Origin of the sequence: Leclercia sp. S52 (genome assembly GCF_039727615.1) — a bacterium.
Lineage (GTDB): Bacteria > Pseudomonadota > Gammaproteobacteria > Enterobacterales > Enterobacteriaceae > Enterobacter > Enterobacter adecarboxylatus_B.
Window position 1 is genome coordinate 4,534,178 of record NZ_CP152474.1, and the last position, 26,381, is coordinate 4,560,558.

20 protein-coding genes and 1 pseudogene are annotated in these 26,381 nt (G+C 55.4%); 16 read left to right on the forward strand and 5 right to left on the reverse strand.

All coding sequences use genetic code 11. From position 1 onward, the window contains the following. The first annotated feature begins 40 nt into the window (after positions 1–40). The 4 genes from yrfG (at position 41) to pckA (ending at position 4,020) form a co-directional block, all read left to right on the forward strand. Complete coding sequence (yrfG, locus tag AAHB66_RS21850) at positions 41–724, forward strand: GMP/IMP nucleotidase (protein WP_347116542.1); 684 nt, start codon at positions 41–43, stop codon at positions 722–724. Further along, a complete protein-coding gene (gene hslR, locus AAHB66_RS21855; protein WP_032614815.1) occupies positions 721–1,122 on the forward strand; it encodes a ribosome-associated heat shock protein Hsp15 in 402 nt (133 codons plus the stop codon). Before yrfG ends, hslR begins: the two co-directional genes overlap by 4 nt. Positions 1,123–1,145: 23 nt before the next feature. Further along, positions 1,146–2,024 carry an Hsp33 family molecular chaperone HslO gene (gene hslO / locus AAHB66_RS21860; protein ID WP_347114542.1) on the forward strand — a complete coding sequence of 293 codons (879 nt, stop codon included), beginning with the start codon at positions 1,146–1,148 and terminating at the stop codon, positions 2,022–2,024. 379 nt (positions 2,025–2,403) lie between these two features. After that, positions 2,404–4,020, forward strand: a complete 1,617-nt coding sequence (gene pckA, locus AAHB66_RS21865) for a phosphoenolpyruvate carboxykinase (ATP) (RefSeq protein ID WP_347114544.1) — start codon at positions 2,404–2,406, stop codon at positions 4,018–4,020. A gap of 95 nt (positions 4,021–4,115) precedes the next feature. Here pckA and envZ read toward each other — a convergent pair whose 3' ends face one another. Together envZ and ompR are read right to left on the reverse strand one after the other, a co-directional pair. Next, positions 4,116–5,462: a two-component system sensor histidine kinase EnvZ gene (gene envZ, locus AAHB66_RS21870; RefSeq protein ID WP_262671511.1), complete on the reverse strand. Its 1,347-nt coding sequence runs from the start codon at positions 5,460–5,462 to the stop codon at positions 4,116–4,118. Then, positions 5,459–6,178, reverse strand: coding sequence for a two-component system response regulator OmpR (ompR, locus tag AAHB66_RS21875; protein WP_001157751.1), 720 nt, complete (start codon positions 6,176–6,178; stop codon positions 5,459–5,461). Before ompR ends, envZ begins: the two co-directional genes overlap by 4 nt. 227 nt (positions 6,179–6,405) lie before the next feature. Between ompR and greB the strand changes: the two genes are divergently transcribed. The 5 genes from greB to feoC all read left to right on the forward strand — a co-directional run bounded on the left by greB (position 6,406) and on the right by feoC (position 12,472). Next, positions 6,406–6,879, forward strand: a complete 474-nt coding sequence (greB, locus tag AAHB66_RS21880; RefSeq protein ID WP_347114551.1) for a transcription elongation factor GreB — start codon at positions 6,406–6,408, stop codon at positions 6,877–6,879. A gap of 101 nt (positions 6,880–6,980) precedes the next feature. Beyond that, on the forward strand, positions 6,981–9,305 hold the full coding sequence (locus AAHB66_RS21885; RefSeq protein WP_347114552.1) for a Tex family protein: 2,325 nt from the start codon (positions 6,981–6,983) through the stop codon (positions 9,303–9,305). A gap of 345 nt (positions 9,306–9,650) precedes the next feature. After that, entirely contained in the window at positions 9,651–9,878 is a 228-nt protein-coding gene (feoA, locus tag AAHB66_RS21890) for a ferrous iron transporter A (RefSeq protein WP_010436417.1), read from the forward strand. 30 nt (positions 9,879–9,908) lie between these two features. Further along, a complete protein-coding gene (gene feoB, locus AAHB66_RS21895; protein ID WP_347114553.1) occupies positions 9,909–12,227 on the forward strand; it encodes a Fe(2+) transporter permease subunit FeoB in 2,319 nt (772 codons plus the stop codon). Positions 12,228–12,235: 8 nt separating this feature from the next. Continuing rightward, positions 12,236–12,472, forward strand: coding sequence for a [Fe-S]-dependent transcriptional repressor FeoC (feoC, locus tag AAHB66_RS21900; RefSeq protein WP_347114554.1), 237 nt, complete (start codon positions 12,236–12,238; stop codon positions 12,470–12,472). A gap of 31 nt (positions 12,473–12,503) precedes the next feature. On the opposite strand, the gene AAHB66_RS21905 is transcribed toward feoC, so the two are convergent. Together AAHB66_RS21905 and bioH are read right to left on the reverse strand one after the other, a co-directional pair. Next, positions 12,504–12,773: a YdgH/BhsA/McbA-like domain containing protein gene (locus AAHB66_RS21905; protein WP_250589551.1), complete on the reverse strand. Its 270-nt coding sequence runs from the start codon at positions 12,771–12,773 to the stop codon at positions 12,504–12,506. A 111-nt stretch (positions 12,774–12,884) separates the two neighbouring features. After that, positions 12,885–13,658, reverse strand: a complete 774-nt coding sequence (gene bioH / locus AAHB66_RS21910) for a pimeloyl-ACP methyl ester esterase BioH (RefSeq protein ID WP_347114555.1) — start codon at positions 13,656–13,658, stop codon at positions 12,885–12,887. Positions 13,659–13,694: 36 nt separating this feature from the next. Here bioH and gntX point away from each other — a divergent pair, with 36 nt between their 5' ends. The 7 genes and pseudogenes from gntX to AAHB66_RS21945 all read left to right on the forward strand — a co-directional run bounded on the left by gntX (position 13,695) and on the right by AAHB66_RS21945 (position 23,981). After that, on the forward strand, positions 13,695–14,378 hold the full coding sequence (gene gntX / locus AAHB66_RS21915; protein WP_347114556.1) for a DNA utilization protein GntX: 684 nt from the start codon (positions 13,695–13,697) through the stop codon (positions 14,376–14,378). A gap of 58 nt (positions 14,379–14,436) precedes the next feature. Continuing rightward, complete coding sequence (nfuA, locus tag AAHB66_RS21920; RefSeq protein WP_142487392.1) at positions 14,437–15,012, forward strand: Fe-S biogenesis protein NfuA; 576 nt, start codon at positions 14,437–14,439, stop codon at positions 15,010–15,012. Between the two features lie 305 nt (positions 15,013–15,317). Continuing rightward, on the forward strand, positions 15,318–16,634 hold the full coding sequence (gntT, locus tag AAHB66_RS21925) for a gluconate transporter (RefSeq protein ID WP_347114558.1): 1,317 nt from the start codon (positions 15,318–15,320) through the stop codon (positions 16,632–16,634). A 176-nt stretch (positions 16,635–16,810) separates the two neighbouring features. Then, a pseudogene (gene vgrG / locus AAHB66_RS21930) lies at positions 16,811–19,043 on the forward strand (type VI secretion system tip protein VgrG); the annotation flags it as partial. Between the two features lie 535 nt (positions 19,044–19,578). Then, on the forward strand, positions 19,579–22,014 hold the full coding sequence (locus AAHB66_RS21935; protein ID WP_347114560.1) for a phospholipase D-like domain-containing protein: 2,436 nt from the start codon (positions 19,579–19,581) through the stop codon (positions 22,012–22,014). Next, positions 22,011–23,168, forward strand: a complete 1,158-nt coding sequence (locus AAHB66_RS21940; RefSeq protein WP_347114561.1) for a T6SS immunity protein Tli4 family protein — start codon at positions 22,011–22,013, stop codon at positions 23,166–23,168. The genes AAHB66_RS21935 and AAHB66_RS21940 overlap by 4 nt, the downstream gene beginning before the upstream one ends. Before the next feature lie 33 nt (positions 23,169–23,201). Continuing rightward, positions 23,202–23,981: a hypothetical protein gene (locus tag AAHB66_RS21945; protein ID WP_347114562.1), complete on the forward strand. Its 780-nt coding sequence runs from the start codon at positions 23,202–23,204 to the stop codon at positions 23,979–23,981. Positions 23,982–24,278: 297 nt separating this feature from the next. Here the strand turns inward: AAHB66_RS21945 and malQ are convergent, their stop codons facing one another. Continuing rightward, a complete protein-coding gene (gene malQ, locus AAHB66_RS21950; protein WP_347114563.1) occupies positions 24,279–26,372 on the reverse strand; it encodes a 4-alpha-glucanotransferase in 2,094 nt (697 codons plus the stop codon). Between the last annotated feature and the right edge of the window lie 9 nt (positions 26,373–26,381).

Genomic DNA, 26,381 nt, shown 5'->3' on the forward strand with positions numbered 1-26,381 from the left:
ACCCTGTCGCGCACGTTTCTTCTGGCTGGAGTATTCCCCCATGCATTTTGATATCGCCTGGCAGGAGGTCGATACCGTCCTGCTGGATATGGACGGCACGCTGCTCGATCTCGCGTTTGATAACCACTTCTGGCAAAAACTGGTGCCGGAAACCTACGGCGAGCAGCAGGGGATCTCCCCGGCAGAAGCGCAGGAATTCATCCGCCAGCAATATACCGCCGTACAACATACGCTAAACTGGTACTGCCTGGACTACTGGAGCGAACGCCTCGGTCTGGATATTTGCGCGATGACCACCGCTCAGGGCCCGCACGCCGTGCTGCGTGAAGATACCGTTCCTTTTCTCGATGCACTGAAAGCGAGCGGCAAGCGGCGCATACTGCTGACCAACGCGCATCCGCATAATCTGGCGGTGAAGCTGGAACATACCGGTCTGGCCTCACACCTTGATTTATTACTTTCCACCCACACATTTGGTTATCCGAAAGAGGATCAGCGATTGTGGCACGCGGTGGCAGAAGAGACCGGCCTGCAGCCAGAAAGAACGTTGTTCATTGATGACAGCGAACCGATTCTGGATGCGGCGGCAACCTTTGGCATTCGTTATTGCCTTGGCGTAACCAATCCTGATTCTGGCCTGGCTGAAAAAAGCTATCTGCGGCATCCGGGGCTGAACGACTATCGCCGGATGATCCCCTCACTCACCGTGAAGGAGAAGCCATGAAAGAGAAGCCCTCCGAAGGGGTAAGACTGGACAAATGGCTGTGGGCTGCCCGCTTTTACAAAACGCGCGCCCTCGCCCGCGAAATGATTGAAGGCGGCAAAGTGCATTACAACGGGCAGCGCAGCAAACCGAGCAAGCTCGTGGAGCTGAACGCCACCCTGACTCTGCGTCAGGGCAACGACGAACGGACGGTGATTGTGAAAAACATCACCGAACAGCGTCGCCCGGCAACGGAAGCCAGCACCCTGTATGAAGAGACGGCAGAAAGCGTTGAAAAGCGCGAGAAGATGGCGCAGGCGCGAAAGCTGAATGCGCTGACCATGCCGCATCCCGACAGGCGACCGGACAAGAAAGAACGTCGCGATCTGATTAAATTTAAAAATGGCGAGAATGAGTGATTCTTGCTGAACGAGAGATGACTATGGCCCAACACGACCAATTACACCGCTATCTGTTTGAACAATTTGCCGTTCGCGGCGAGCTGGTAACGGTATCCGAAACCTGGAAACAGATCCTGGAAAACCACAACTACCCGCTGCCGGTGAAAACCGTGCTGGGCGAGCTGCTGGTTGCCACCAGCCTGCTGACCGCCACCCTGAAATTTGCCGGTGATATCACCGTGCAGCTGCAGGGTGATGGCCCGATGAGCCTGGCGGTGATCAACGGCAACAACCAGCAGCAGATGCGCGGCGTAGCGCGCGTACAGGGCGAGATCCCGGAAGGCGCAGACCTGAAAACCCTGGTCGGTAACGGCTACCTGGTGATCACCATCTCTCCGGAAGAGGGTGAACGCTATCAGGGCGTGGTCGGTCTGGAAGGTGATACGCTTGCCGCCTGCCTGGAAGATTACTTCATGCGTTCCGAACAGCTGCCCACCCGTCTGTTCATCCGTACCGGTGAAGTGGATGGCCAGCCTGCAGCCGGCGGTATGCTGCTCCAGGTGCTGCCTGCGCAGGATGCTCAGACCAATGATTTTGAACATCTGGCGACCCTGACCGAAACCATCAAGGCCGAAGAGCTGCTCACCCTGCCGGCGAACGAGGTGCTGTGGCGCCTGTATCACGAAGAAGAGGTGACGCTGTACGATCCGCAGGATGTCGAGTTCAAATGCACCTGTTCCCGTGAACGCTGTGCGGGCGCGCTGAAAACCCTGCCGGATGAAGAGATCGACAGCATCATGGCCGAAGAGGGCGAGATCGACATGCACTGCGACTACTGCGGTTCGCACTACGTCTTCAACTCGATGGACATTGCTGAGATCCGTAATAACGCCTCCCCGGCCGATCCTCAGCTGCACTAAGTTGTTCCGTTAACTGCCCTCTCGCGGGGGCAGTTGACCTTCTCCTCCGCTCGGCTACCCTTTCTTTTTATTCACTATTCCTTCCAATCCTGCTGAATCGTTATCAGCGATGTAAGTCTTTCGTAATTTACTTTCATGTATGCGCTTACACTCACATTCTCACAGTTAAATTTACCGGCAATTAACCTTTTAAGAACATTTTCACCAACCAAAAAGTGAATCCTGCCATAATCTGCTCCGCGAAGTGACAGGAGTCACAGCGTTTTCCGTCATAAAGGGTTTTTGTCCAGATACGCAAATCTATGAGCCCGGTCGCGGTTAACATTCGAGGAAAAACCCTACAATTTCAGGCAGTATATATTGGCTAAGGAGCAGTGATATGCGTGTTAATGGTTTAACCCCGCAGGATCTCAAGGCTTATGGTATCAACGACGCTCACGATATCGTCTACAACCCCGATTACGATACGCTGTATCAGGAAGAGCTCAATCCAGCACTGGAAGGATACGAACGCGGTATATTGACGACCACCGGCGCTATCGCTGTCGATACCGGTATCTTTACCGGCCGTTCGCCAAAAGATAAGTACATTGTCCGTGACGACACCACCCGCGACACCCTGTGGTGGGCGGATAATGGCAAAGGGAAGAACGACAACAAAGCGATCTCCCCGGAAACCTGGCAGCAGCTGAAATCCCTCGTTACTCAACAACTCTCCGGCAAGCGTCTGTTCATCATCGATGCTTACTGCGGCGCCAACGCCGACACCCGTCTTTCCGTCCGCTTTATTACCGAAGTCGCCTGGCAGGCGCATTTCGTGAAGAACATGTTCATTCGCCCCACCGATGAAGAGCTGCAGAGCTTCGAACCTGACTTTGTGGTGATGAATGGTGCGAAGTGCACCAACCCGAACTGGAAAGAGCAGGGTCTGAACTCGGAGAACTTTGTCGCCTTTAACCTGACCGAGCGTATCCAGCTGATCGGCGGGACCTGGTACGGCGGCGAAATGAAGAAAGGGATGTTCTCGGTGATGAACTACCTGCTGCCGTTACAGGGCATTGCCTCCATGCACTGCTCGGCGAACGTCGGCGAGAAAGGTGATGTGGCGGTGTTCTTCGGCCTGTCCGGCACCGGTAAAACCACCCTCTCCACCGATCCGAAACGCCGCCTGATTGGCGACGATGAGCACGGCTGGGATGATGACGGCGTATTTAACTTCGAAGGCGGCTGCTACGCCAAGACGATTCGTCTGTCGGCAGAAGCGGAGCCGGATATCTTCCAGGCGATCCGCCGCGATGCGCTGCTGGAGAACGTGACGGTGCGTGCCGACGGCTCGGTCGATTTTGACGATGCGTCAAAAACCGAGAACACCCGCGTCAGCTACCCTATCTACCACATCGATAACATCGTGAAGCCGGTGTCGAAAGCAGGCCATGCGACCAAGGTGATCTTCCTCACCGCCGACGCGTTCGGCGTGCTGCCGCCGGTTTCACGCCTGACCGCCAGCCAGACCCAGTATCACTTCCTCTCCGGTTTTACCGCCAAGCTGGCCGGTACCGAGCGCGGCGTGACTGAGCCAACCCCAACCTTCTCCGCCTGCTTCGGTGCGGCCTTCCTGTCGCTGCACCCGACGCAGTACGCCGAGGTGCTGGTGAAACGCATGCAGGCCGCGGGCGCGCAGGCGTATCTGGTGAACACCGGCTGGAACGGCACCGGCAAACGTATCTCAATCAAAGATACCCGCGCCATTATCGACGCCATTCTGAACGGTTCGCTGGATGAAGCGGAAACCTTCACCCTGCCGATGTTCGACCTGGCAATCCCGACCGAACTGCCGGGCGTGGACAGCCGTATTCTCGATCCGCGCAATACCTATGCGTCACCGGAGCAGTGGCAGGAAAAAGCCACCACCCTGGCGAAACTGTTCGTGGAAAACTTCGAGAAGTACACCGATACGCCGGCAGGTGCGGCATTGGTGAGTGCGGGACCAAGGTAAAAGCAAAAAGGCAACGCAAGTTGCCTTTTTTGAGGTTTTCTCCCTCTCCCTGTGGGAGAGGGTCGGGGTGAGGGCATCAGGCCGCACCCCATTTTTTAGCTCTCTTTCACCTGTCCACGCGTAAACGGAACCGGCAGCCACGCGCGGATGCATAACCCGCCCCGCTCGCTGGTGCCAATCTCCAGCAGACCGTTATGGTTATCCACGATACGCTGCACAATCGCCAGACCTAAACCGGTGCCGCTGGTGCTGCGCGCGCTGTCGCCACGCACAAACGGCTGGAACAGATGCTTGCGCTGCTCCGGCTTAATGCCCGGACCGTCATCTTCCACCTGGAACCAGGCACGGTTCAGTTCAGAGCCGCTGCTGACCTTGATCCATCCGTTGCCGTAGCGGGCGGCGTTAACCACCATATTCGCCACTGCACGCTTGATAGAGAGCGGATGCATGCGCACGGTGATATCGCCCGGCTGCAGGTCGGTTTCGATCTCACGCTCGTAACCGCTCTCGGCCGCCACCACTTCGCCCAGCACCGCGTTCAGCTCCGCGATCTCCATCGGCATCTCCTGCCCGGTGCGCAGGTAGTCGATAAACTGCTCGATAATGGCATTGCACTCTTCGATGTCCTTGTTAATGGACTCCGCCAGGTAGCCGTCCTCCTCACCCATCATTTCTGTGGCGAGGCGAATACGCGTCAGCGGAGTTCGCAGGTCATGGCTGACCCCGGCCATCAGCAGGGTTCGGTCATCGGCCAGCTGCTTAACGCCAGCCGCCATATGGTTGAATGCGCGGGTTACCGACCGCACTTCCGACGCGCCATACTCGCGCAGCGGAGGGGGAATAATGCCTTTACCGACCTGAAGCGCCGCATGCTCCAGGTCGACCAGCGGTCGGTTCTGAATACGGATAAACAGCCAGGCACCGCCTATCGCCAGCAGCATGATCGCCAGGGTGTAACGGAACAGCGGCGAGAAGTCGCCCTGATGGATTTCGGTCAGCGGCACGCGCACCCAGATATTGGGTGACAGCCAGGTTTTCAGCCAGACCACCGGCGAGCTTTTGTTGACCTCAACGCGCACTTCCGTCGGGCCACCCAGCTGCTGCGCCATCTGCTGGCTGAGGAATTCGTAGTGTTGCGCCCAGCGCAGGCCTGCGTCTTCCGCCGCTTCGTTGGAATAGAGCGATATCCCCAGCTCACGGTAGATTTCACGGCGAAACGCCGGTGGCACCACCAGCTGCGTGCCGTCTTCCAGCTGCAGTTTGTCGGTCATCAGCATACGTACTTCGTAGGCCAGGACCTTATTAAACTGCTGGAGACTCGGCAGGATCGCAAAGTTCAGCACAACCAGGTAGGTCGTCACCAGGCTGACAAACAGCAGGGTGACGATCAGTAACAGGGTGCGGGCAAACGAGCTACGCGGCGAGAAACGCATTCGCCTCATGCTTTAGAGCCGTCCGGGACAAACACGTAGCCCAGACCCCAGACGGTCTGGATATAGCGCGGATGCGCCGGATCCTCTTCCACCATGCGGCGCAGGCGGGAGATCTGAACGTCGATGGAACGCTCCATCGCGGAATATTCACGGCCACGCGCCAGGTTCATCAGCTTATCGCGGGAGAGCGGCTCACGCGGGTGGCTGACTAAGGCTTTCAGTACCGCGAACTCACCGCTGGTCAGCGGCATAGGCTCATCTTCACGGAACATCTCGCGGGTGCCGAGGTTCAGCTTGAACTTACCGAAAGCGATCACCGCCTCTTCCTGGGACGGTGCGCCCGGCAGTTCGTTCGCCTGACGACGCAGTACGGCACGGATACGGGCCAGCAGCTCACGCGGGTTAAAGGGTTTTGGAATGTAGTCGTCAGCACCAATTTCGAGGCCCACGATACGGTCAACCTCTTCCCCTTTCGCCGTCACCATAATGATCGGCATCGGGTTGCTCTGGCTACGCAGGCGACGGCAGATGGAAAGTCCATCTTCGCCTGGCAGCATCAGATCCAGCACCATCAGGTGGAAGGATTCGCGGGTTAACAGGCGATCCATCTGTTCGGCGTTGGCGACGCTACGAACCTGGAAGCCCTGCTCGGTCAGATAACGCTCGAGCAGCGCGCGCAGGCGCATGTCGTCATCCACCACCAGAATCTTATAATTCTCTTGCATTGTCAGTACTCCCAAAGGTTCGGATAATCTTGAACAGCGTATTCTAAAAAAGTGCGCGTCCACGACCAGCTAATTCTGGTATAAATTCTAGTCGAAATTGTTACAAAGCATATTTTACAGCAGCTTATCTGCACAATTCGTCACATAACTCATTATTAATCTTGTCTGATAAGCTAAGTGATACGTAATGTGCGCAAGGTATGCAACCTAAGTCGTAAGGCCAGAGAATGAAAACGCCCCTGATCACCCGCGAAGGGTATGAAAATCTGAAGAAAGAGATGGACACGCTGTGGCGGGAAGAGCGCCCGGAGGTGACGAAAAAAGTGACCTGGGCCGCGAGCCTGGGCGATCGCAGTGAAAACGCCGACTACCAGTACAACAAGAAACGGCTGCGCGAAATCGACCGCCGGGTGCGATATCTGACCAAATGCCTTGAGCACCTGAAAATTGTCGATTACTCCCCGCAGCAGGAGGGCAAAGTCTTCTTCGGTGCGTGGGTGGAGATCGAAAACGACGACGGCGATCTCAAGCGCTTTCGGATCGTCGGCTACGATGAAATTTTTGGTCGTAAGGATTACATCTCCATCGACTCGCCAATGGCCCGGGCGCTGCTGAAAAAAGAGGTCGGCGATCTGGCCGTCGTGCAGACCCCGGCCGGGGAAGCGACCTGTTATGTGAACGCCATCGACTATGTGAAATAACCCGCAAGAACAATCCGAGAGCCTGGCGCGGCGGCTGGCAATTTGCCGTGTCAGTCCGTATAACTATCCCCTGATTTTTCGACCCACAAGATGAAATAGCCATGATGAAAGATTCGCTCTGCCGCATTATTGCGGGTGAACTTCAGGCAAGGGCTGAACAGGTAGAAGCTGCCGTTCGCCTGCTTGATGAAGGGAACACCGTGCCGTTTATCGCACGTTATCGTAAGGAAGTGACTGGCGGTCTGGATGATACGCAGCTGCGTAACCTGGAAACCCGCCTTGGCTATCTGCGTGAACTGGAAGACAGGCGTCAGGCGATCCTGAAATCCATCGGCGAACAGGGCAAGCTGACCGACGATCTGGCCAAAGCCATCAACGGCACCCTGAATAAAACCGAACTCGAAGACCTCTACCTTCCGTACAAACAAAAACGCCGCACCCGCGGGCAGATCGCCATTGAAGCCGGCCTGGAGCCGCTGGCGGATCTGCTGTGGACCACACCGTCCCACGACCCGGAAACCGAAGCCGCGAAGTTTGTCGATGCCGATAAAGGCGTGGCCGACACCAAAGCCGCCCTCGATGGCGCACGCTACATTCTGATGGAGCGCTTTGCCGAAGATGCCGCCCTGCTGGCAAAAGTCCGTGATTATCTGTGGAAGAACGCCCATATCGTCTCCACCGTGGTCAGCGGCAAAGAGGAAGAAGGGGCGAAATTCCGCGACTACTTCGATCACCACGAACCTATTTCTACCACGCCGTCTCACCGCGCGCTGGCGATGTTCCGCGGCCGCAATGAAGGGGTGCTCCAGCTCTCCCTCAATGCCGACCCGCAGTTTGACGAGCCGCCAAAAGAGAGCCACGGCGAGCAGATCATCACCGACCATCTCGGCCTGCGCCTGAACAACGCCCCGGCGGACAGCTGGCGCAAAGGGGTGGTGAGCTGGACCTGGCGTATTAAGGTGCTGATGCACCTCGAAACCGAACTGATGGGCACCGTGCGCGAACGCGCCGAAGATGAGGCGATTAACGTCTTTGCCCGCAATCTTCACGATCTGCTGATGGCCGCCCCGGCGGGCCTGCGCGCCACCATGGGCCTCGATCCGGGCCTGCGTACCGGCGTTAAAGTGGCGGTGGTGGATGGCACCGGCAAGCTGGTTGCCACCGACACCATCTACCCGCACACCGGCCAGGCAGCCAAAGCGGCGGCGGCCGTGGCGGCGCTGTGCGAGAAGCACAACGTGGAGCTGGTGGCGATCGGCAACGGTACCGCCTCGCGTGAAACCGAGCGTTTCTTCCTCGATCTGCAAAAGCAGTTCCCGAAAGTGACGGCGCAGAAGGTGATTGTCAGCGAAGCGGGCGCGTCAGTGTATTCGGCATCCGAGCTGGCGGCGCAGGAGTTCCCGGATCTGGATGTTTCTCTGCGCGGTGCGGTCTCTATCGCCCGCCGCCTGCAGGATCCGCTGGCCGAGCTGGTGAAGATCGATCCGAAATCCATCGGCGTGGGCCAGTACCAGCATGACGTCAGCCAGACGCAGCTGGCGCGCAAGCTGGATGCGGTGGTGGAAGACTGCGTGAACGCCGTCGGTGTGGACCTGAACACCGCTTCCGTCGCCCTGCTGACCCGCGTGGCGGGCTTAACCCGAATGATGGCGCAAAACATCGTCGCCTGGCGTGACGAGAACGGCCAGTTCCAGAATCGCCAGCAGCTGCTGAAGGTGAGTCGCCTGGGGCCGAAAGCGTTTGAGCAGTGCGCGGGCTTCCTGCGTATCAACCACGGCGACAACCCGCTGGACGCCTCTACCGTTCACCCGGAAGCCTATCCGGTGGTGGAACGCATTCTGGCCGCCACCCAGCAGGCGCTGAAGGCGCTGATGGGCAACAGCAGCGAGCTGCGTAACCTCAAAGCGGTCGACTTCACCGATGAGAAGTTCGGCGTACCGACGGTATCCGACATCATCAAAGAGCTGGAAAAGCCGGGCCGCGACCCGCGTCCGGAGTTCAAAACCGCGCAGTTTGCCGAAGGCGTCGAGACCATGAATGACCTGCTGCCGGGCATGGTGCTGGAAGGTGCGGTTACCAACGTCACCAACTTTGGTGCCTTTGTCGATATCGGCGTGCATCAGGATGGCCTGGTCCATATCTCCTCCCTTGCCGACAAGTTCGTGGAAGATCCGCACACCGTGGTGAAAGCTGGCGACATCGTGAAGGTGAAAGTGCTGGAGGTGGATCTGCAGCGCAAGCGTATCGCCCTGACCATGCGTCTGGACGAGCAGCCTGGCGAAACCAATGCCCGTCGTGGCGGCGGTAACAGCGATGCGCGTCAGCAGCAGCGTCCGGCGGCGAAACCGCGCGGGCGTGAAGCCCAGCCCTCCGGCAACAGCGCGATGATGGATGCGCTGGCGGCGGCAATGGGTAAAAAGCGCTAACATACGTAATGCCCGGTGGCGCTTCGCTTACCGGGCCTGGGGTTTGTAGGCCGGGCAAACGCAGTGCCGCCCGGCAGACCGCCAGAATTAAAATAAAAACATACTCGCTTATTTTATAAATATGAAACCGATTGCATATCCGTATTTAAACCAATAATTATCACTCCATTAACAATAAATCTTTTTATCTCTTACCATCATTGCCCGTAAATATTGAGCAAGGTCAAGCAGCCTGCAAATTAATAGCTCTGGCCACATTCCGTCACATATTTAATATTGATGATAGAAACCATTCTCATTACCATTGTGTCTGTTGATTATTTAACCTTCCGTTAAGTAGGCACTATGCAATTCACTCCAGACAGCGCGTGGAAAATTACCGGCTTCACCCGCGAAATAAGCCCGGCCTACCGGCAGAAACTGCTCTCTTTAGGGATGCTACCCGGCTCCTCTTTCCAGGTGGTGCGCGTTGCCCCGCTGGGCGATCCGGTGCATATCGAAACCCGACGTGTGAATCTGGTTCTGCGTAAGAAAGATCTCGCCTTAATAGAAGTTGAAGCCCTGTCTCAATAACACGCCAGCTCCCGTAGCGAGTCGAACAGAATGAAAAAATTAACCATTGGCTTAATTGGCAATCCGAATTCCGGCAAGACCACGTTATTTAACCAGCTTACCGGCGCACGCCAGCGGGTAGGAAACTGGGCGGGTGTCACGGTCGAACGGAAAGAGGGCCAGTTTGCCACTACCGATAATCAGGTCACCCTCGTCGATCTGCCCGGCACTTACTCATTAACCACCATCTCCTCCCAGACCTCGCTGGATGAGCAGATCGCCTGCCACTACATTCTGAGCGGTGACGCCGATCTGCTGATCAACGTGGTGGATGCCTCGAACCTCGAGCGCAATCTCTACCTGACGCTACAGCTGCTGGAGCTGGGTATCCCCTGCGTGGTGGCGCTGAACATGCTCGATATTGCGGAGAAACAGCAGATCCGTATCGACGTCGACGCCCTCTCCGCCCGCCTGGGCTGCCCGGTGGTGCCGCTGGTTTCTACCCGTGCCCGCGGTATCGACGCCCTTAAGCTGGCCATTGACCGCCACAGCCGTAATGCCGACGTGGAGCTGGTGCACTATGCTCAGCCGCTGCTGCGGGAAGCGGGAATCCTCGCCCAGGAGATGGCGCACAGCATGCCGTTCAAGCAGCGTCACTGGCTGGGCCTGCAAATGCTGGAAGGCGATATCTACAGCCGCGCCTATGCCGGTGATGCCGCGCAGTATCTGGATGTCTCCCTCGCGCGGTTGAACGATGAGCTGGACGATCCTGCCCTGCACATTGCCGATGCGCGCTATCAAAGCATCAATGCCATCTGCGACGTGGTCAGCAACGCCCTCACCGCCGAGCCGAGCCGCTTTACCCGGGCGATGGACACCGTGATCCTTAACCGTTTTCTCGGCCTGCCGGTGTTCCTGCTGGTGATGTACGTGATGTTCCTGCTGGCCATCAATATCGGCGGTGCGCTACAGCCGCTGTTTGATGTCGGCTCGGTGGCCATCTTCATTCACGGCATTCAGTGGCTGGGCTACACCCTGCACCTGCCGGAGTGGTTGACCATTTTCCTCGCCCAGGGTCTGGGCGGCGGGATCAACACCGTGCTGCCGCTGGTGCCGCAGATCGGCATGATGTATCTGTTCCTCTCGTTCCTTGAGGACTCCGGTTACATGGCCCGCGCGGCCTTCGTGATGGATCGCCTGATGCAGGCCCTCGGTCTGCCGGGCAAATCCTTTGTGCCGCTGATTGTCGGCTTCGGCTGCAACGTGCCGTCGGTGATGGGCGCTCGCACCCTGGATGCGCCCCGCGAACGGCTGATGACCATCATGATGGCGCCGTTTATGTCCTGCGGCGCCCGACTGGCGATCTTCGCGGTGTTTGCCGCGGCCTTCTTCGGCCAGGAGGGGGCCCTGGCGGTCTTCTCGCTGTACGTGCTGGGCATCGTGATGGCGATCCTCACCGGCCTGATGCTCAAACACACCATCATGCGTGGTGAAGCCACGCCGTTCGTGATGGAGCTGCCGGTCTACCACGTTCCGCACCTGAAAAGCCTGCTGATCCAGACCTGGCAACGGCTGAAAGGCTTTGTCCTGCGGGCAGGTAAAGTGATTGTGGTGGTCAGTATCTTCCTCAGCGCGCTGAACAGCTTTACGCTCAGCGGCCAGGCGGCGGACAACATTAACGACTCGGCGCTGGCCTCCGTCAGCCGGGTCATCACCCCGCTGTTCAAACCGATTGGCGTGCATGAAGATAACTGGCAGGCCACCGTCGGGCTGTTTACCGGCGCGATGGCGAAAGAGGTGGTGGTCGGGACGCTGAACACCCTCTACACCGCAGAAAATATTCAGGACGAGGAATTCAACCCGGCGGAGTTCCACCTCGGGGACGAACTGTTCAGCGCGGTGGATGAAACCTGGCAGAGCCTGAAAGCGACCTTCAGCCTGAGCGTGCTGGCGAACCCGATTGAAGCCAGCAAAGGCGACGGGGAGATGGCAACCGGTGCGATGGGCGTGATGAGCGAGAAGTTTGGCAGCGCCTCGGCGGCTTACAGCTACCTGATCTTCGTCCTGCTCTACATTCCATGCATCTCGGTGATGGGGGCCATCGCCCGCGAATCGAGCCGCGGCTGGATGGGCTTTTCCGTTCTGTGGGGGCTGAATATCGCTTACTCGCTGGCAACGGTGTACTACCAGACGGTGAACTTCAGCCAGCATCCGCATTACAGCCTGGTCTGTATCCTGGCGGTGGTGCTGTTTAACGTGATGGTGATGGGCCTGTTGCGCCGGGCGCGCAGCCGCGTGGACGTCAACCTGCTGGCAAAAGGCAGAACCGCAGCGGCCTGTTGCGATAGCCCGGCCAGCGACTGTCATTAGGAGGCGGCATGGCATCGTTAATTGAGGTTCGAGATTTACTGGCGCTACAGGGAAGAATGGAGGCTACCCAGCTCAGCCAGATCCTGCGCACGCCGCAGGCGATGATCGAGGCCATGCTGCAACGTCTGGAGGCGATGGGAAAAGCGCAGCGCATCCAGGAGGATGCCGACGGCTGCTTAACCGGCAGCTGTAAGAGCTGCCCTGAAGGAAAAGCCTGCCTCAGGGAGTGGTGGGCGCTTCGGTAACCCGAAGCGCCACCCGGCAATCAGCGAGGCGTTACTTGAACACTTCTGCCGTTGCACGAATATCTTTTTCGTTCTTCGTGCCGCTGGTGATCACATAGTAGGTGCCGCCCATTTCATCTGCTTTATCAGACAGCTCTTTTTTGGCGTCCATCGGCGCGGTTTTGTCAGAGGTAGAAACATCCCCGACTTTCGTCAGATTCATCTTTTTAGCTTCATCGCGTTGCAGCTCTTTCGCCGCAAAAGCACCAAAAGACAGCGATCCAATAACCAGTGAAGCGACAATTCCTGTGACAAGTTTCATATCCATACTCTCCATCGATTGGTAATTGTGTTTATCGCTGGCGTTACCGCCACCACGACGTAATCAGTATCGTAGCGACAGCCGACTTTTTCCATGATGAACATAAAACAATCAGAGTATTCGTTGACGAAGCGCGGTTAAGGCGGCGCAAAACGCCTCCGGATGCGAAATGAAAGGCGCATGGGCGGCTTTGGCGATCGTCTGCGATTCGCTTTGCGGCCACAGCGCGTCGAGCAGCGGCACCACCTTGCGCGGCACCAGCCCGTCCAGCGCGCCATACAGGCGCAGATGCGGCAGCGTCAGCGACGCCAGCGGCGTGCGCAGATCGGTGGTTTTGAGGATCTCCAGCCCGCCATTCAGCACCTCCACGTCCGGCATCGGCAATGACAGCACCGTGGCTTTCAGCGTCCGGGCGTCCTGACGCGCGGTTTCCGTGCCCATGGTCTGCAGGGCGAGGAAACGCTCCACCGTGCGCTGGAAGTCGTTGCTCAGCTGCTGCTGGAAACCGGCCAGTACCTCGGGTTTGATCCCCGGCCACTCCGCCTGGGCGCTAAAACAGGGGGAGGAGGCGACGGTCACGAGGGCCTGCACCCGCTCAGGGTGCGTCAGGGCAATCTGGCTCGCCACCAGCCCGCCAAGACTCCAGCCCAGCCAGATCGCCTTATCCGGGGCCTGAGCCAGCACCTGCTCCGCCATGTCGGCCAGCGGCATCGCACCGACATCACGGCTGCGGCCAAAGCCCGGCAGATCCACCAGGTGCAATGTGAATTGCGAGGAGAGTTCCTCGCTGATGCAACGCCAGACTTCGGCATTCAGCCCCCATCCGTGCAGCAGCACAAGATGACAATTTCCTGTCCCGACGGTCTGCCACCAAAGGTTGTTCATCGTTTACTGTTCTCTTTTTTCACAAGGAGGTTGTCTATGCTAACAGTGCCCGGCTTGTGCTGGCTATGCCGGATGCCGCTTGCGCTCAGCCACTGGGGCGTCTGTTCGGTGTGCGAAAAGGGGCTGGCGGGTGGTACAGGCGTTTGCCCGCAGTGCGGCTTACCGGCCATCCACCCTCACCTGCCCTGCGGGCGCTGCCTGCGCAACCCGCCGCCGTGGCAGGCGCTGGTGGCGGTCTGCGACTACAGGCCGCCGGTGAGCCTGCTGGTGCATCAGCTGAAGTTTTCCCGCCGCAGCCAGCTGGCAAAACCGCTGGCCAGACTGTTGCTGCTGGCGCTGCTGCGCGCCAGGCGCAGCCGGGGGTTACCGGGTGTGGATATGCTGGTTTGCGTGCCGCTGTGGTCCCGGCGTCACTGGCGGCGCGGGTTTAACCAGAGCGACTTGCTCTGTCGCCCGCTGGCCCGCTGGCTGAACTGCCGCTATGTTCCCGAGGCCATACGCCGGATCCGCGCCACCCCGGCCCAGCATCAGCTCAGCGCCAGATTGCGGAAACGTAACCTGCAGCACGCGTTTGCGCTTGAATTCCCGGTCGCCGGACGCCATATCGCTGTGGTGGATGATGTCGTGACAACAGGTGCTACCGTCGCGGAACTCTCCCGCCTGCTTTTGCGAAGCGGCGCGGCGTCGGTTCAGGTATGGTGTCTGTGTCGAACCTTGTAGCGCCCTCAGGTTGGGCGTATTATACCCAGGTATTTTAGTCAACTATTAGGCCAATGCTATGATCCGTATTTCCGATGCTGCACAAGCGCACTTTGCCAAACTGCTGGCAAATCAGGAAGAAGGGACCCAGATCCGCGTGTTCGTGATCAACCCGGGCACCCCGAATGCAGAATGCGGCGTCTCTTATTGCCCACCGGATGCTGTGGAAGCAACTGACACTGCCCTGAAATTTGAGCAACTCACTGCCTATGTCGATGAGCTGAGCTCCCCGTATCTGGAAGATGCGGAAATTGATTTTGTGACCGACCAGCTGGGTTCCCAGTTAACCCTGAAAGCACCCAACGCCAAAATGCGTAAAGTGACCGATGACGCCCCGCTGATGGAGCGCGTTGAGTACCTGCTGCAGTCCCAGATTAACCCGCAGCTGGCAGGCCACGGTGGTCGCGTCACCCTGATGGAGATCACCGAAGACGGTCTGGCCATTCTGCAGTTTGGCGGCGGCTGTAACGGCTGTTCCATGGTCGACGTGACCCTGAAAGAAGGGATCGAGAAGCAGCTGCTGAACGAGTTCCCGGAGCTGAAAGGCGTGCGCGATCTCACCGAACACCAGCGCGGCGAACACTCCTACTATTAAGTTGCCGTTATCTGTTGCCCGGTGGCGCTATGCTTACCGGGCCTCTCCCCCGTTCTCCCCTGCCTCATAACATGACCTGCGTCTCAGAATTCACATTTTGACCGCCAGGGTGATTCTCAATCCGCCCATGTTACCCGTATCATTCTCGTGGGCACTTAAACACCTTTACGCCGACCGACTAAGCTTAATGATTTAGAAGGCAGCCTGTCTTTGTGCCAGGAAGTACGCTGTTCCCAGTTGGGGCAACATTAATATGTCGTTGAAACAATGACGTTACCCATAACAATTTTAAAGGCCAGATAATCATGCCATTAGTCATCGTCGCTATCGGTGTAGTCCTGCTACTGCTCCTGATGATCCGTTTCAAAATGAACGGCTTCATTGCCCTTGTACTGGTGGCCCTTGCTGTCGGCCTGATGCAAGGGATGCCGCTGGTAAAAGTTATCAGCTCCATTAAAGCCGGCGTCGGCGGTACGCTCGGTAGCCTCGCGCTGATCATGGGCTTCGGTGCCATGCTCGGCAAAATGCTGGCTGACTGCGGTGGCGCACAGCGCATCGCGACCACGCTGATTGCAAAATTCGGCAAAAAGAACATTCAGTGGGCCGTGGTGTTAACCGGCTTCACCGTAGGCTTTGCGCTGTTCTACGAAGTGGGCTTCGTGTTGATGTTACCGCTGGTGTTCACCATCGCCGCCTCTGCCAGCATCCCGCTGCTGTATGTCGGTGTGCCGATGGCCGCTGCGCTGTCCGTGACCCACGGCTTCCTGCCGCCGCACCCGGGCCCGACCGCTATCGCCACCATTTTCCATGCTGATATGGGTAAAACCCTGCTGTTCGGTACGATCCTGGCGATCCCAACGGTTATCCTGGCTGGCCCGGTATTTGCCCGCACCCTGAAAGGCATCGACAAGCCGATCCCGGAAGGTCTGTACAGCGCGAAAACCTTTACTGAAGCAGAAATGCCAAGCTTTGCCGTCAGCGTCTGGACCTCTCTGGTGCCGGTGGTGCTGATGGCCCTGCGTGCCGTCTGTGAAATGATCCTGCCGAAAGGCCATCCGGTTCTCGGCGTGGCGGAGTTCCTCGGTGACCCGGTTATGGCGACGCTGATTGCGGTCCTGATTGCGCTGTTCACCTTCGGTCTGAACCGTGGCCGCTCCATGGATCAGATTAACGATACCCTGAGTTCTTCGATCAAAATCATCGCCATGATGCTGCTGATCATCGGCGGTGGCGGTGCGTTCAAACAGGTTCTGGTTGATAGCGGCGTGGACAAATACATCGCCTCCATGATGCATGACACCAACATCTCCCCCATCCTGATGGCGTGGTCTATCGCGGCGGTTCTGCGTATCGCGCTGGGCTCTGCAACCGTTGCAGCTATCACCGCGGGCGGTATCGTTGCCCCGCTGATTGCCACCACCGGCGTCAGCCCTGAGCTGATGGTCATCGCGGTAGGTTCCGGTAGCGTGATCTTCTCTCACGTAAACGACCCGGGCTTCTGGCTGTTCAAAGAGTACTTCAACCTGACCATCGGCGAGACCATCAGGTCCTGGTCTATGCTGGAAACCATCATCTCCGTATGTGGGCTGATTGGGTGTCTGCTGTTGGGTACGGTGGTTTGATGTAATAATAAGCCGGGGGGTGCTATTGCTCACCCGGCTAGCCTTTCGCTTAATCCTTCTTAAGAACTTCGTTCTATCTATCCATTTTCAGAATTTAACTCCTGTTTCAGCCATTTACAGCCTACCCCCGCCGTGCAACCATCCCTCATTAACCTTACGTTAAATGAGGCTTTGTTATGGATAACTGGCTGGCCCTTTTCGACGGACAGACGCGCTATACCCTCGAAATTACCGACTCCCCCCGTCACACCTGACGTGCTGCGCTTCAGCGGCCGGGAAGCCCTCAGCGAGCCCTTCCAGTGGACCATCGACTTCACCACCCCGCAGGGCAATATTCGCCCGGAACAGGTGCTGCTGAAATATGCCACCCTGAGGATGCGCAGCGGCAAGGCGGTGCACGGCATCCTCACCCGCCTGGAGTGGATTTCCACCACCGCCGACCAGTCTCATTACCAGGTGGTGCTCAGCTCCCGCCTGGCCCTGCTGGCGCGCACCCGCCAGTGCCGCATCTTTCAGAACCGGTCGGTGCCGGAGGTGGTGGACCAGGTCCTGCGTCAGCACGGCCTGGAGGGCGCGGATTTTGACTTCCGCCTGGAGCGTGTGTATCCGGCGCGGGAGCTGATTACCCAGTGGCGGGAGACGGACCTCGAATTTATTCAGCGCATTCTGTCGGAGGTCGGGATTTACTGGCACACAGAGCCGGATGACGGGCGCGGTCTGGATGTTTATATCCTGGCCGACAGCCAGCTGAATTACCGCTTTGATGTCCGCCTGCCGTACAGCGAGCCTTCCGGCCTGTATGACGGGGCGGCGGAATCGGTGTGGGACGTGCACACCCGGTATCAGGTTGTCGCAGGCAGGGTCAGCACGCGGGACTATAACTGGCGCACCGCCACGACACCGATGGATGCGTCCGTCTTCGTGCGCAGTGAGGCGGTAACCACCGGGGAGCAGTACCATTACGCAGAGCCGTACCGGGAGGCCGGCGATGACACTGACCCGGAGCCGGAAACCGAATCCGGGGCCTTCTACGCCCGTATCCGGCATGAGCGGGAGCTGAATGCCTCGGCCCGTGTTCATCTGGAGAGTAACGCCGCCGGCCTGCTGCCGGGCCAGGTGCTGGAGCCGCAGGGGAATGTCATCCGGGACCTGCAGCAGGGCGTGCTCATCACGGAGATAAACTACCACGCCGCCCGGGATACCCGCCTGCACGTTTCCGTCGGGGGAATGCCCTACACCGAACGTTACTGCTTCCGCCCGGCTGAAACACAGCGCCCGGAAGTGCACGGCACCCTGCCGGCGCGGATTGAGAGCCGGGAAAAAGATGACATTTATGCGCATCTGGACGACCAGGGCCGCTACCGGGTCAGGCTGGACTTTGACCGCAGTGACAGTGAGCAGGGCTTCGGCTATCTGTGGCTGCGGATGGCTAAGCCGTATGCCGGCGGGACATATGGCTGGCACACCCCGCTTACTGACGGGACCGAAGTGGCGATTGCGTACAGCAACGGCGACATCGACCTGCCGTATATCTCCCACGCCCTGCACGACTCTGAACACCCTGACCCCGTCACCCGGGACAACCACACCCGCAACGTGCTGCGCACGCCTGCGAACAACAAGATGCGGATGGAAGACCAGCGCGGCGAGGAGCATATCAGGCTCGCCACGGAATATGGTAAAAGCCAGCTCAACTCCGGGCATCTGGTGGATGCGCAGGGCAGGCCGCGCGGCACGGGCACGGAACTGCGCACCGACGAATATGGCGCCATTCGTGCCGGGAAAGGCCTGTTTGTCAGCGCTGACGCCCAGCCAAAGGCTGCGGGCGAGGTGCTGGATATGGAGGCGGCCCTGAAGGAAATTGACCAGCTTAATCAGCAGTTGCAACAGCTGGAGATGGCGGCAGAACAGGCGCAGGCACTGAAGGCACATGTGGAAGACCAGATACAGATGTTTGAACAACGGCTGAAGCCGCTGAATGAGGCCCTCCTGTTCTCCGCCCCGGAGGGGATGGCGTTCACCAGCGGCGAGCACCTGCAGATGGCGGCCACGAAAAACGTCGCCATGAATGCAGGCGGGGACACCAGCATTGGCGTCATGGGCAACATGACCGCCCTGGCCGGGGAGAAGCTGGGGCTGTTCGCCCGGACCGGCCAGCTGAGTCTGAAGGCCAGTGAAGGTCCGGTGGAGATGCAGGCCCAGAACGGGAGCCTGCAGCTGTTCGCGGAGCAGAAGCTGACCCTGACCTCGGTAAGTGACATCTCTTTTGCCGGGAAGAAGCGCATCACGCTCATCGGGGGCGGGAGCTACCTGCGTCTGGAGGCGGGGAAAATTGAGTACGGGACCCTGGGGACCTACCTGCGCCGGACGAAGCGGACTATGAAAGCCGGGCCAGCCTCATTGCCTTTACATTTACCTTTAATGCCCTTGGCAGATCTCTTTATCTCCCGGGTAGCAAGCCAGGCAACGGAGGATTCTCCAGAACAGAAGAAAACAAAGCTGAAGCCGATACTTCGTATTGCAGAAGCACCGGGAGTCAACGGAATAGTTCAGCCTGGCTATAAGTGGCAAATTGTTTTAGCTGATTCTTATATGCAGGCCGTGACAACAGATGAAGTCTTAATGAACGGTGAGTCTGATGCAGAAGGTAAAGTGTTGCAGTCTGATGCACAGCAGCTTCAGCTGACAGAACTGGCGACACAATATGCGAACCAGTTATGGTTGGTTGCCGGGCATCGAGCCCACCGCCTGTATTTCAATGTAATTTCTGATACTACCCACGAAGACGTTAAAGATTATTGTGCACAGGATACGATGGGATTCCATCGTGCCTTTAATACTATTTCCGGGAAGATAATTCCGGGTGAAAAACTCAACGTGTGTATTAAGACCGAGCAGCAGGTGAATGGAACACTGCTCGAATCACTCAGGGAGGGTAAATAAGATGGGATCGCTTAAGCTTGATGATGGCATGAACCAATGCAGCATCTACTTTGATGACCAGCACGAAGAAAGTTTCGTGGCAACGGCTACTCATAATCACTGGGTGCACTACACCAGTGGCCCGGAACGTCAGTCAGAAAATTTCTCAGAATACACAGAAGGTAATGCTGTGAAGGCATTTCTTGGTGGAAAAGAATATTTTGCAGCACTTTTGGCAGCCTTTAAGCAGGCAAAAAGCAGCATTTATATCACTGGCTGGCAGGTGAACTGGGATGCACAACTGGCAGAGGGAATTCGCCTGGTTGATGCATTAATGGAGGCTGCGCAGGAATCTTCAGTTGTGAAGATTTATATTATGCCTTGGGATAATCCGGCACTGATAATAGAAACCTATGCGGCAGCCACGGAACGCGTATTTGCTGCCATGAATACCCATCTCGGACGACAAGCTTTTTATGTTCAGTGTGCAGGTCAGCAATCCGGTGTTTTCTTTTCCCACCACCAGAAATGTGTGATTGTTGATGAAAATATAGCTTTCGTCGGCGGCATTGATCTCGCGTACGGACGCTATGATGATAATTATGGCCTGCAGGCAAATGCAGAAGGGCGGCAGGGCATGAATATGTACAATCCCTGTATTCCGCCAATGGTTCATAGTAAAGGCTATGACCCGATGGATGAATATGTCGTCCCGGATAGCGAATACTCACGAAAACAACACCAGGATACGCTTAAAAAGGCGGAACAGCGTCAGGCTGATAGCGTACAGCGCATTATAGATTCGGTTTTAAAACATGGGGTTTGGCAATCTCAGGGCAGTTCAAAGGAAAGTCTTTATTTGAATCCACAGATTCAACCACGTATGCCCTGGCAAGATTACCAAGTTCAAATTGAAGGTCCTGCGGTAGACGATCTAATTAAAAATTTTGTACTTCGCTGGAACAGTTATTCCCATCGTTATCCTCATAATCCGTTACAAACACAAATTCCTGAACTGGAAATGCATGCTACTCGATCCGCAAAAAAAGGCAGCTGCCAGGTACAGGTTTTACGCAGCGCAGCGCTAAAAATGAGGCTCGCCGAATATCAAAAAACGCCGGATGTTGCACCCAAAGCACGGCTTAAACAAAATGATATCCTGCACAGCCTTCATCTGCTAATCAGCAAGGCAGAAAATTATATTTATTTTGAAAATCAGTTTTTTGTATCAGCATTTGGGGAGTCCTCCATTGGTGAAAATGTACCTTTGAGCCCGGTAGCGAAAAGTATCAATCCTTCCTTAAAAGCTTGGGCATCACGGATATTACCGGACGACGAGATACCACAAAACCTGGTGGCGAAATGGCTGGGCGACAGAATTAAGCGTGCAATTTTTAGCCATATGGAAACACCCTTTCATGTCTATATCGTACTACCGGTATATCCTGAAGGGCGGCTTGATGACCCGTCTATCGTGGCGCAGATTCATCTGACTCGGCAGTCGCTGGTATTTGGTTCACACAGCCTGTTAAACCGCATCCGGCGCAGCCTGTGGGTAAGGCAGCAGCTTGAAACACAGGCGATACCGCGCAAGGAATGGAGCACGAAAATTGAGGAGCTGGAAAAACAATGTGATATGAAATATACCAGTATTCCACTGAATGCGTGCGATAAATATGTGACATTATTAAACCTGCGCGACCATGCGGAACTCAACGGAAAGGCGGTAACTGAGCAGATTTATGTGCACAGTAAACTGACCATTGTAGACGACCGCTATGTCCTGGTGGGCAGCGCAAATATTAATGACCGTAGCCTGCAGGGCGACAGGGACTCTGAGCTGGCGGTGCTGATATCGGATACAGAACATGGATATACCGATCTGGATGGCAGTGGAAACGCTGTGCCTTACCGTCACTTTGCCCGTGAATTGCGGCAAAAGGCGTGGCGTAAATGGCTCGGTAGTGCTGCAGGGGAATGCGCGGAGGCGCTGGATAAGCCAGCTTCGCCTACCAGTTGGGAGAAGATTCAGGCGTTAGCCAGAGCAAATGCTGATGCTTATGGAAAAGTATTTAATTATATTCCAAAAGACTATATCAATCAAGGGATTCAGCCTTCTGGAAAGCCACATTCTGTTTCAGGCATTACGAGCACAGCAACTGAGGAAATCATTTCTTCAATATGGCCTGTGATAAAATCCAATACCATGATAAACAATTGTGAATTTAAAATGCCTTTCTCCGAGGCTTTTTGGAAGGATTATAATTTTGTTGATCGTGGTTCTTTAAATGTAGTAAAAGGCTATTTTACTTCTTTACCAACAAAATGGTCTGAAGGCGAGAACAACCTTCTTCCATACAATATGCGGCTAATTGCCAGTAATTCTACCCTTTATAAGGACATGCAGCTGTTATCCGGAAATAACGATAAAAATAAAAGCCAAGGAGGCCAAGCGTGAAATCATTAACTCTATTATTGCCAGGTTTTATTTTATATTCTTGTTATGCTACTGCACGAGAATGGAAGAGTGAATGCATGGGCTATTACCAGTTAATGTTGCCAGAAAATGTGGAGGTAGCGCTGTATCCAATCGGTTTAATCCTGGAGCCGCGTAAAGACCCTGCATGGAGAAAAGATACATTTGTAAGCCGTTATTTATCACCGAAGATCTCTTTCGGTGATAACCGATATCAGAATGACAATGACGAAATTCAGGCACAGTTTTCTCAATTTTACTACGGTAATTATGAAATTATTATTTCCTCTGAAAATAAATCTGCGATTGACTTACTTAGTTATAAAAAGCAATTCAAAGAAAGAATTGATACGCATATACAGGATTACTGGAATTCAAGAGATTATGAATTATCACTTAAACTCCCCGTGCTATCAAAAGAAATTGCCATTAAGTCCCTGGCATATAGTTTAGATAACTATACTGATGCTTTTTCGGCATCCGATTCGGGTGGTTACTCTGTATATATAAACAAAAACAAGCGCCTATATATTTTTAATAAACCGAATGAAACACAATCACTTGATGAACAATTGATATCAAATAAACCGGAAATACCTTCATTACTTAAACATTTTCAGTCCCGCGAGCTCTATGAAGTTCCCACAGAACAGGGATTCTGTATCCCTTACGGTTTCATTGCAGGTGATTCAGGCCATGAGCCCCGTAATATGGCAGTGACATACCGGCTTAAAAATCACCCGGATGTGACCATATTTTTTCAGGATTTGGGGATGAAACCCAAAGCAGGGAAAGAGGACGATATGAATGAAAAGGATTATGTGACCTGGCTGTGGAACTGGCAATACCAGTGGTCAGCCGTTTCAAAAAAGCTGATATCACCAAAGTGGCGAACAATAGAAATGGATGGACGTAAAGGTGTCGGCACATTTGTCAAATCTATCTATAAAGACGGTAGCCTGAACTACGGCTATGTAGCTTATGTCAAGGGAGATCGCAGCGCCAGAAACCTTACTCCAGATTTATTACTCTACGTGATGCAGGACAGTCGACAAGCCAAAGAAAATCCGCCAATGGACAAGGATGAACTGGAAAAAATGGCTGAACGTATTACTAGTTCAATTCGTAAACGATAATTTTTTATTTTCAAAGGATGATGAAGTTTAATTATGGTACGATTATTAACGATTTTTTCCGTTGTTATATTGGGGATGAGCTATAGCTCATTAGCTCTCTCTGCAACACAAGAAATGCATTTATCCTGCAAAACACTTAGTCATGTACACTCTAAATATAATATCCCCTTACCCAGAGAGAAAAATAATGGCACGGAAGAAAACTCACTTTCTGTATCACAGCGGTATGAAATATTCAAAGAATATATCTCCAGTAAAGATTATGATGAATACGAATGTGATGATGCATTATTTCGTCTATATAAAAACATTGAACGCTCTTTGCTAAAGGATGCATCGGAACAAAGCAAGGATAAAGCGGAAAATATAGCTTCATCAATGCCTTTAGTGCCTGAGACTTGTCTGGCATATAGAGAGGTTTATATACAACATATGACCTCAAAACTACAAGAACCGGACACATACCTTTCAGAAATGGTGGCTCTCGTCGATATATCAATACAAAAAATCATGTATAATCAGCCACCAGATATTTTACATAAATACTGTAATTATGCCAAGAAAGTATGGGCACGCGATCCTAACATAACACAGAAACAATACCACTCCAGTAAAAAAACATATCCCCTGACTCCGTATTGTGAAAAGGAATTTTCAACATTTGAAGATATTGTGTTTGACGATTTCGGCCCTGCAGAAAAAGATAAAAGCATTGATGGATGGGGTGTGCTTATTTTGCGGGGGGAAACAAATTTTCGATTATACGGCATCAGGTCTTATGGAAAGGAGAGCATGGCTATCATTACTTTATAAAGGCAATGAACACAAAATGGATGATGCTTGCCGCTATAATCGTCTTAACTGATGAAATAACGATAGTAATACAGCCCCAGTTGATGAAGGCTTTATTATAAGTGCGCCAGTGGGCGATACTGAACGTCTGCTTTGCCACGGCGCTGCCTGTGTTATAAGAGAGATACATGATCTGAGGCTGTCACTCAGCAAAAATTCGATTTATTCAACAAAGCGGGAACTCACTCTCTGAGCATAGACGGCAGGGATATGGCTTCAATAAAAATATCCTTATTGAAGCCATCTTAAACTATCACATCAGCTTTTAAGTTTCTTACCCACAGCCCTTCTGCGCTTATCCAGGTCCTTAATCAGCTTATTCACCCCGTCATCAGCAAACATCGCTTCAAGAGAGGTAGACAGCTTGCGACGCCAGTTCTTGTACTGATAGCTGGTGCCCGGAATGTTTACCGGCTCCGCCATATCAATCCAGTCTTCCGGCTGCAGACCCAGCAGAGCGCTGTTGCTGTCGGCAATGTAGCGCTGCAACCCGCGATTGAGCGTCGGAGTCATCGACATCAATGACGCCTTGTGCCCGGTGCGCTTCGGCAGGCAGCCGTGTTCGTGCAGTGCATCGAGCAGCCCCTGCTTCGACAGCTCACGATCCTGATACAGGCCGCGCAGCATCACTTCGTCAGGGTAGAGGCCCAGCGTTTTGCCCAGGGTAAGATCGCCGCTGTCCCACCAGCCACGAAGCGTAGGAAGGTCATGCGTCGTCGCGACTGCCATTGATTGTTCTGGATACGCCTCCGGCGCGCGGAAGTTCTTCTCAAGGTCGTTTTCAAAATAGAGCACTTTGTAGGAGTAAACGCCGCTGTCACGCAGCTTGCTGACGATTTCCACCGGGACGGTGCCGAGATCTTCCCCGATCACCATGCAGTTATGGCGCTTACTCTCCAGCGCAAGGATAGAGAGCAGATCGTCGACCGGATAGTGCACGTAGGCCCCGTGGTCGGCGGTTTCACCGTACGGGATCCACCACAGACGCAGGACCGACATCACGTGGTCGATACGCAGCGCGCCGCAGTTCTGCATGTTGGCGCGCAGCAGTTCGATAAAGGGCTCATAGGCGCGGGCCGCAATGACGTGCGGATCCATCGGCGGCAGGCCCCAGTTCTGACCCAGCGGGCCCAGAATATCCGGTGGCGCACCGACGGACGCTTTCAGGCAATAGAGTTCGCGATCGCACCAGGTCTCCGCCCCGCCCTCGGCCACGCCGACCGCCAGGTCACGGTAAAGGCCAATCGGCATGTCGTAGCCCTGGCTCTCCTGCCAGCAGGCGGCAAACTGGCTGTACGCCAGCCACTGCAGCCAGAGGTAGAAATCGACCTCGTCGGTATGCTCTTCACAAAACGCTTTCACCGCCGGGGAATCAACGGACTGGTACTGCTCAGGCCATACCGGCCAGCCCCAGCGCATTTCATCCTCTTTCACCTGATACGCATGCAGCGCATCGAACGCCGCCTGCCAGTACAGGCTCTCCCCTTCACGGGCGACAAACTCGCGGAAGGCCGCCATCTGTTCATCATCACGCTGAGCAAAGCCTTTCCATGCCATACGCAGCGCGGCCATCTTCAGCGCGGTGACGGTGGCATAATCGACCCACTCGGCGTCGCGGGCGCGTTGCAGCGCCTGCCGGGTGGTCTCCATCTTCCACCAGGCCTGCGCCTCCTCGCTGTTGCGGAAATCTTCCACTGCGTTAACGTCGATGTAAATCACGTTCAGCCAGCGGCGGGATGACGGGCTGTACGGGCTGGCGCTCTCCGGGTTCGCCGGATAGAGGGCATGGATCGGGTTGAGGCCGATAAAGGCCCCACCGCGCTTGCCGACGTCGGTCAGCATCTTTTGCAGATCGCCGAAGTCGCCGATGCCCCAGTTCGCCTCGGAGCGCAGCGTATACAACTGCACGCAGGCGCCCCACAGCTTCTTGCCCTCTTTCAGCGCCTGCGGCTCATAGCAGCGTTTTGGCGCGACGATCACCCGGCAGTGCCAGCGATGGGCATCCTGGGTCAGCGTCAGGGTGTGGTAACCCTCCGGCAGTTTTGCCGGCAGGTTGAGATTTTTGCCGCCCGTGGCGTGGCCTTTATGCTGATGCCCCTCTTCGGTGGTCAGCAGCCAGCTAAAGTCGCCGCTGCCTTCAACCATCAGCGGCATCTTTTTGCCCGCGGTATAGACCATCACGTTCGGGACGGCGGTAACCGCCGCTTTCGCGACGGGTTTGGCTTTGTGCATGGCATCCAGCAAACGCCTCTTGGTCTCAGCACCAATAGACTGCGGTTTACCATGAGCATTGATATAGCTGGGGCTGATCCCCGCCGCCAGGGCGGCATTATCGAGACGTTTACTTTCCATCGCGCTTCC

Excerpts from the sequence above, each read along its gene's own strand:
- yrfG (WP_347116542.1), top strand. The coding sequence starts at position 41 with ATGCATTTTGATATCGCCTGGCAGGAGGTCGATACCGTCCTGCTGGAT.
- hslR (WP_032614815.1), top strand. The coding sequence starts at position 721 with ATGAAAGAGAAGCCCTCCGAAGGGGTAAGACTGGACAAATGGCTGTGG.
- hslO (WP_347114542.1), top strand. The coding sequence starts at position 1,146 with ATGGCCCAACACGACCAATTACACCGCTATCTGTTTGAACAATTTGCC.
- pckA (WP_347114544.1), top strand. The coding sequence starts at position 2,404 with ATGCGTGTTAATGGTTTAACCCCGCAGGATCTCAAGGCTTATGGTATC.
- envZ (WP_262671511.1), bottom strand. The coding sequence starts at position 5,462 with ATGAGGCGAATGCGTTTCTCGCCGCGTAGCTCGTTTGCCCGCACCCTG.
- ompR (WP_001157751.1), bottom strand. The coding sequence starts at position 6,178 with ATGCAAGAGAATTATAAGATTCTGGTGGTGGATGACGACATGCGCCTG.
- greB (WP_347114551.1), top strand. The coding sequence starts at position 6,406 with ATGAAAACGCCCCTGATCACCCGCGAAGGGTATGAAAATCTGAAGAAA.
- AAHB66_RS21885 (WP_347114552.1), top strand. The coding sequence starts at position 6,981 with ATGATGAAAGATTCGCTCTGCCGCATTATTGCGGGTGAACTTCAGGCA.
- feoA (WP_010436417.1), top strand. The coding sequence starts at position 9,651 with ATGCAATTCACTCCAGACAGCGCGTGGAAAATTACCGGCTTCACCCGC.
- feoB (WP_347114553.1), top strand. The coding sequence starts at position 9,909 with ATGAAAAAATTAACCATTGGCTTAATTGGCAATCCGAATTCCGGCAAG.
- feoC (WP_347114554.1), top strand. The coding sequence starts at position 12,236 with ATGGCATCGTTAATTGAGGTTCGAGATTTACTGGCGCTACAGGGAAGA.
- AAHB66_RS21905 (WP_250589551.1), bottom strand. The coding sequence starts at position 12,773 with ATGAAACTTGTCACAGGAATTGTCGCTTCACTGGTTATTGGATCGCTG.
- bioH (WP_347114555.1), bottom strand. The coding sequence starts at position 13,658 with ATGAACAACCTTTGGTGGCAGACCGTCGGGACAGGAAATTGTCATCTT.
- gntX (WP_347114556.1), top strand. The coding sequence starts at position 13,695 with ATGCTAACAGTGCCCGGCTTGTGCTGGCTATGCCGGATGCCGCTTGCG.
- nfuA (WP_142487392.1), top strand. The coding sequence starts at position 14,437 with ATGATCCGTATTTCCGATGCTGCACAAGCGCACTTTGCCAAACTGCTG.
- gntT (WP_347114558.1), top strand. The coding sequence starts at position 15,318 with ATGCCATTAGTCATCGTCGCTATCGGTGTAGTCCTGCTACTGCTCCTG.
- AAHB66_RS21935 (WP_347114560.1), top strand. The coding sequence starts at position 19,579 with ATGGGATCGCTTAAGCTTGATGATGGCATGAACCAATGCAGCATCTAC.
- AAHB66_RS21945 (WP_347114562.1), top strand. The coding sequence starts at position 23,202 with ATGGTACGATTATTAACGATTTTTTCCGTTGTTATATTGGGGATGAGC.
- malQ (WP_347114563.1), bottom strand. The coding sequence starts at position 26,372 with ATGGAAAGTAAACGTCTCGATAATGCCGCCCTGGCGGCGGGGATCAGC.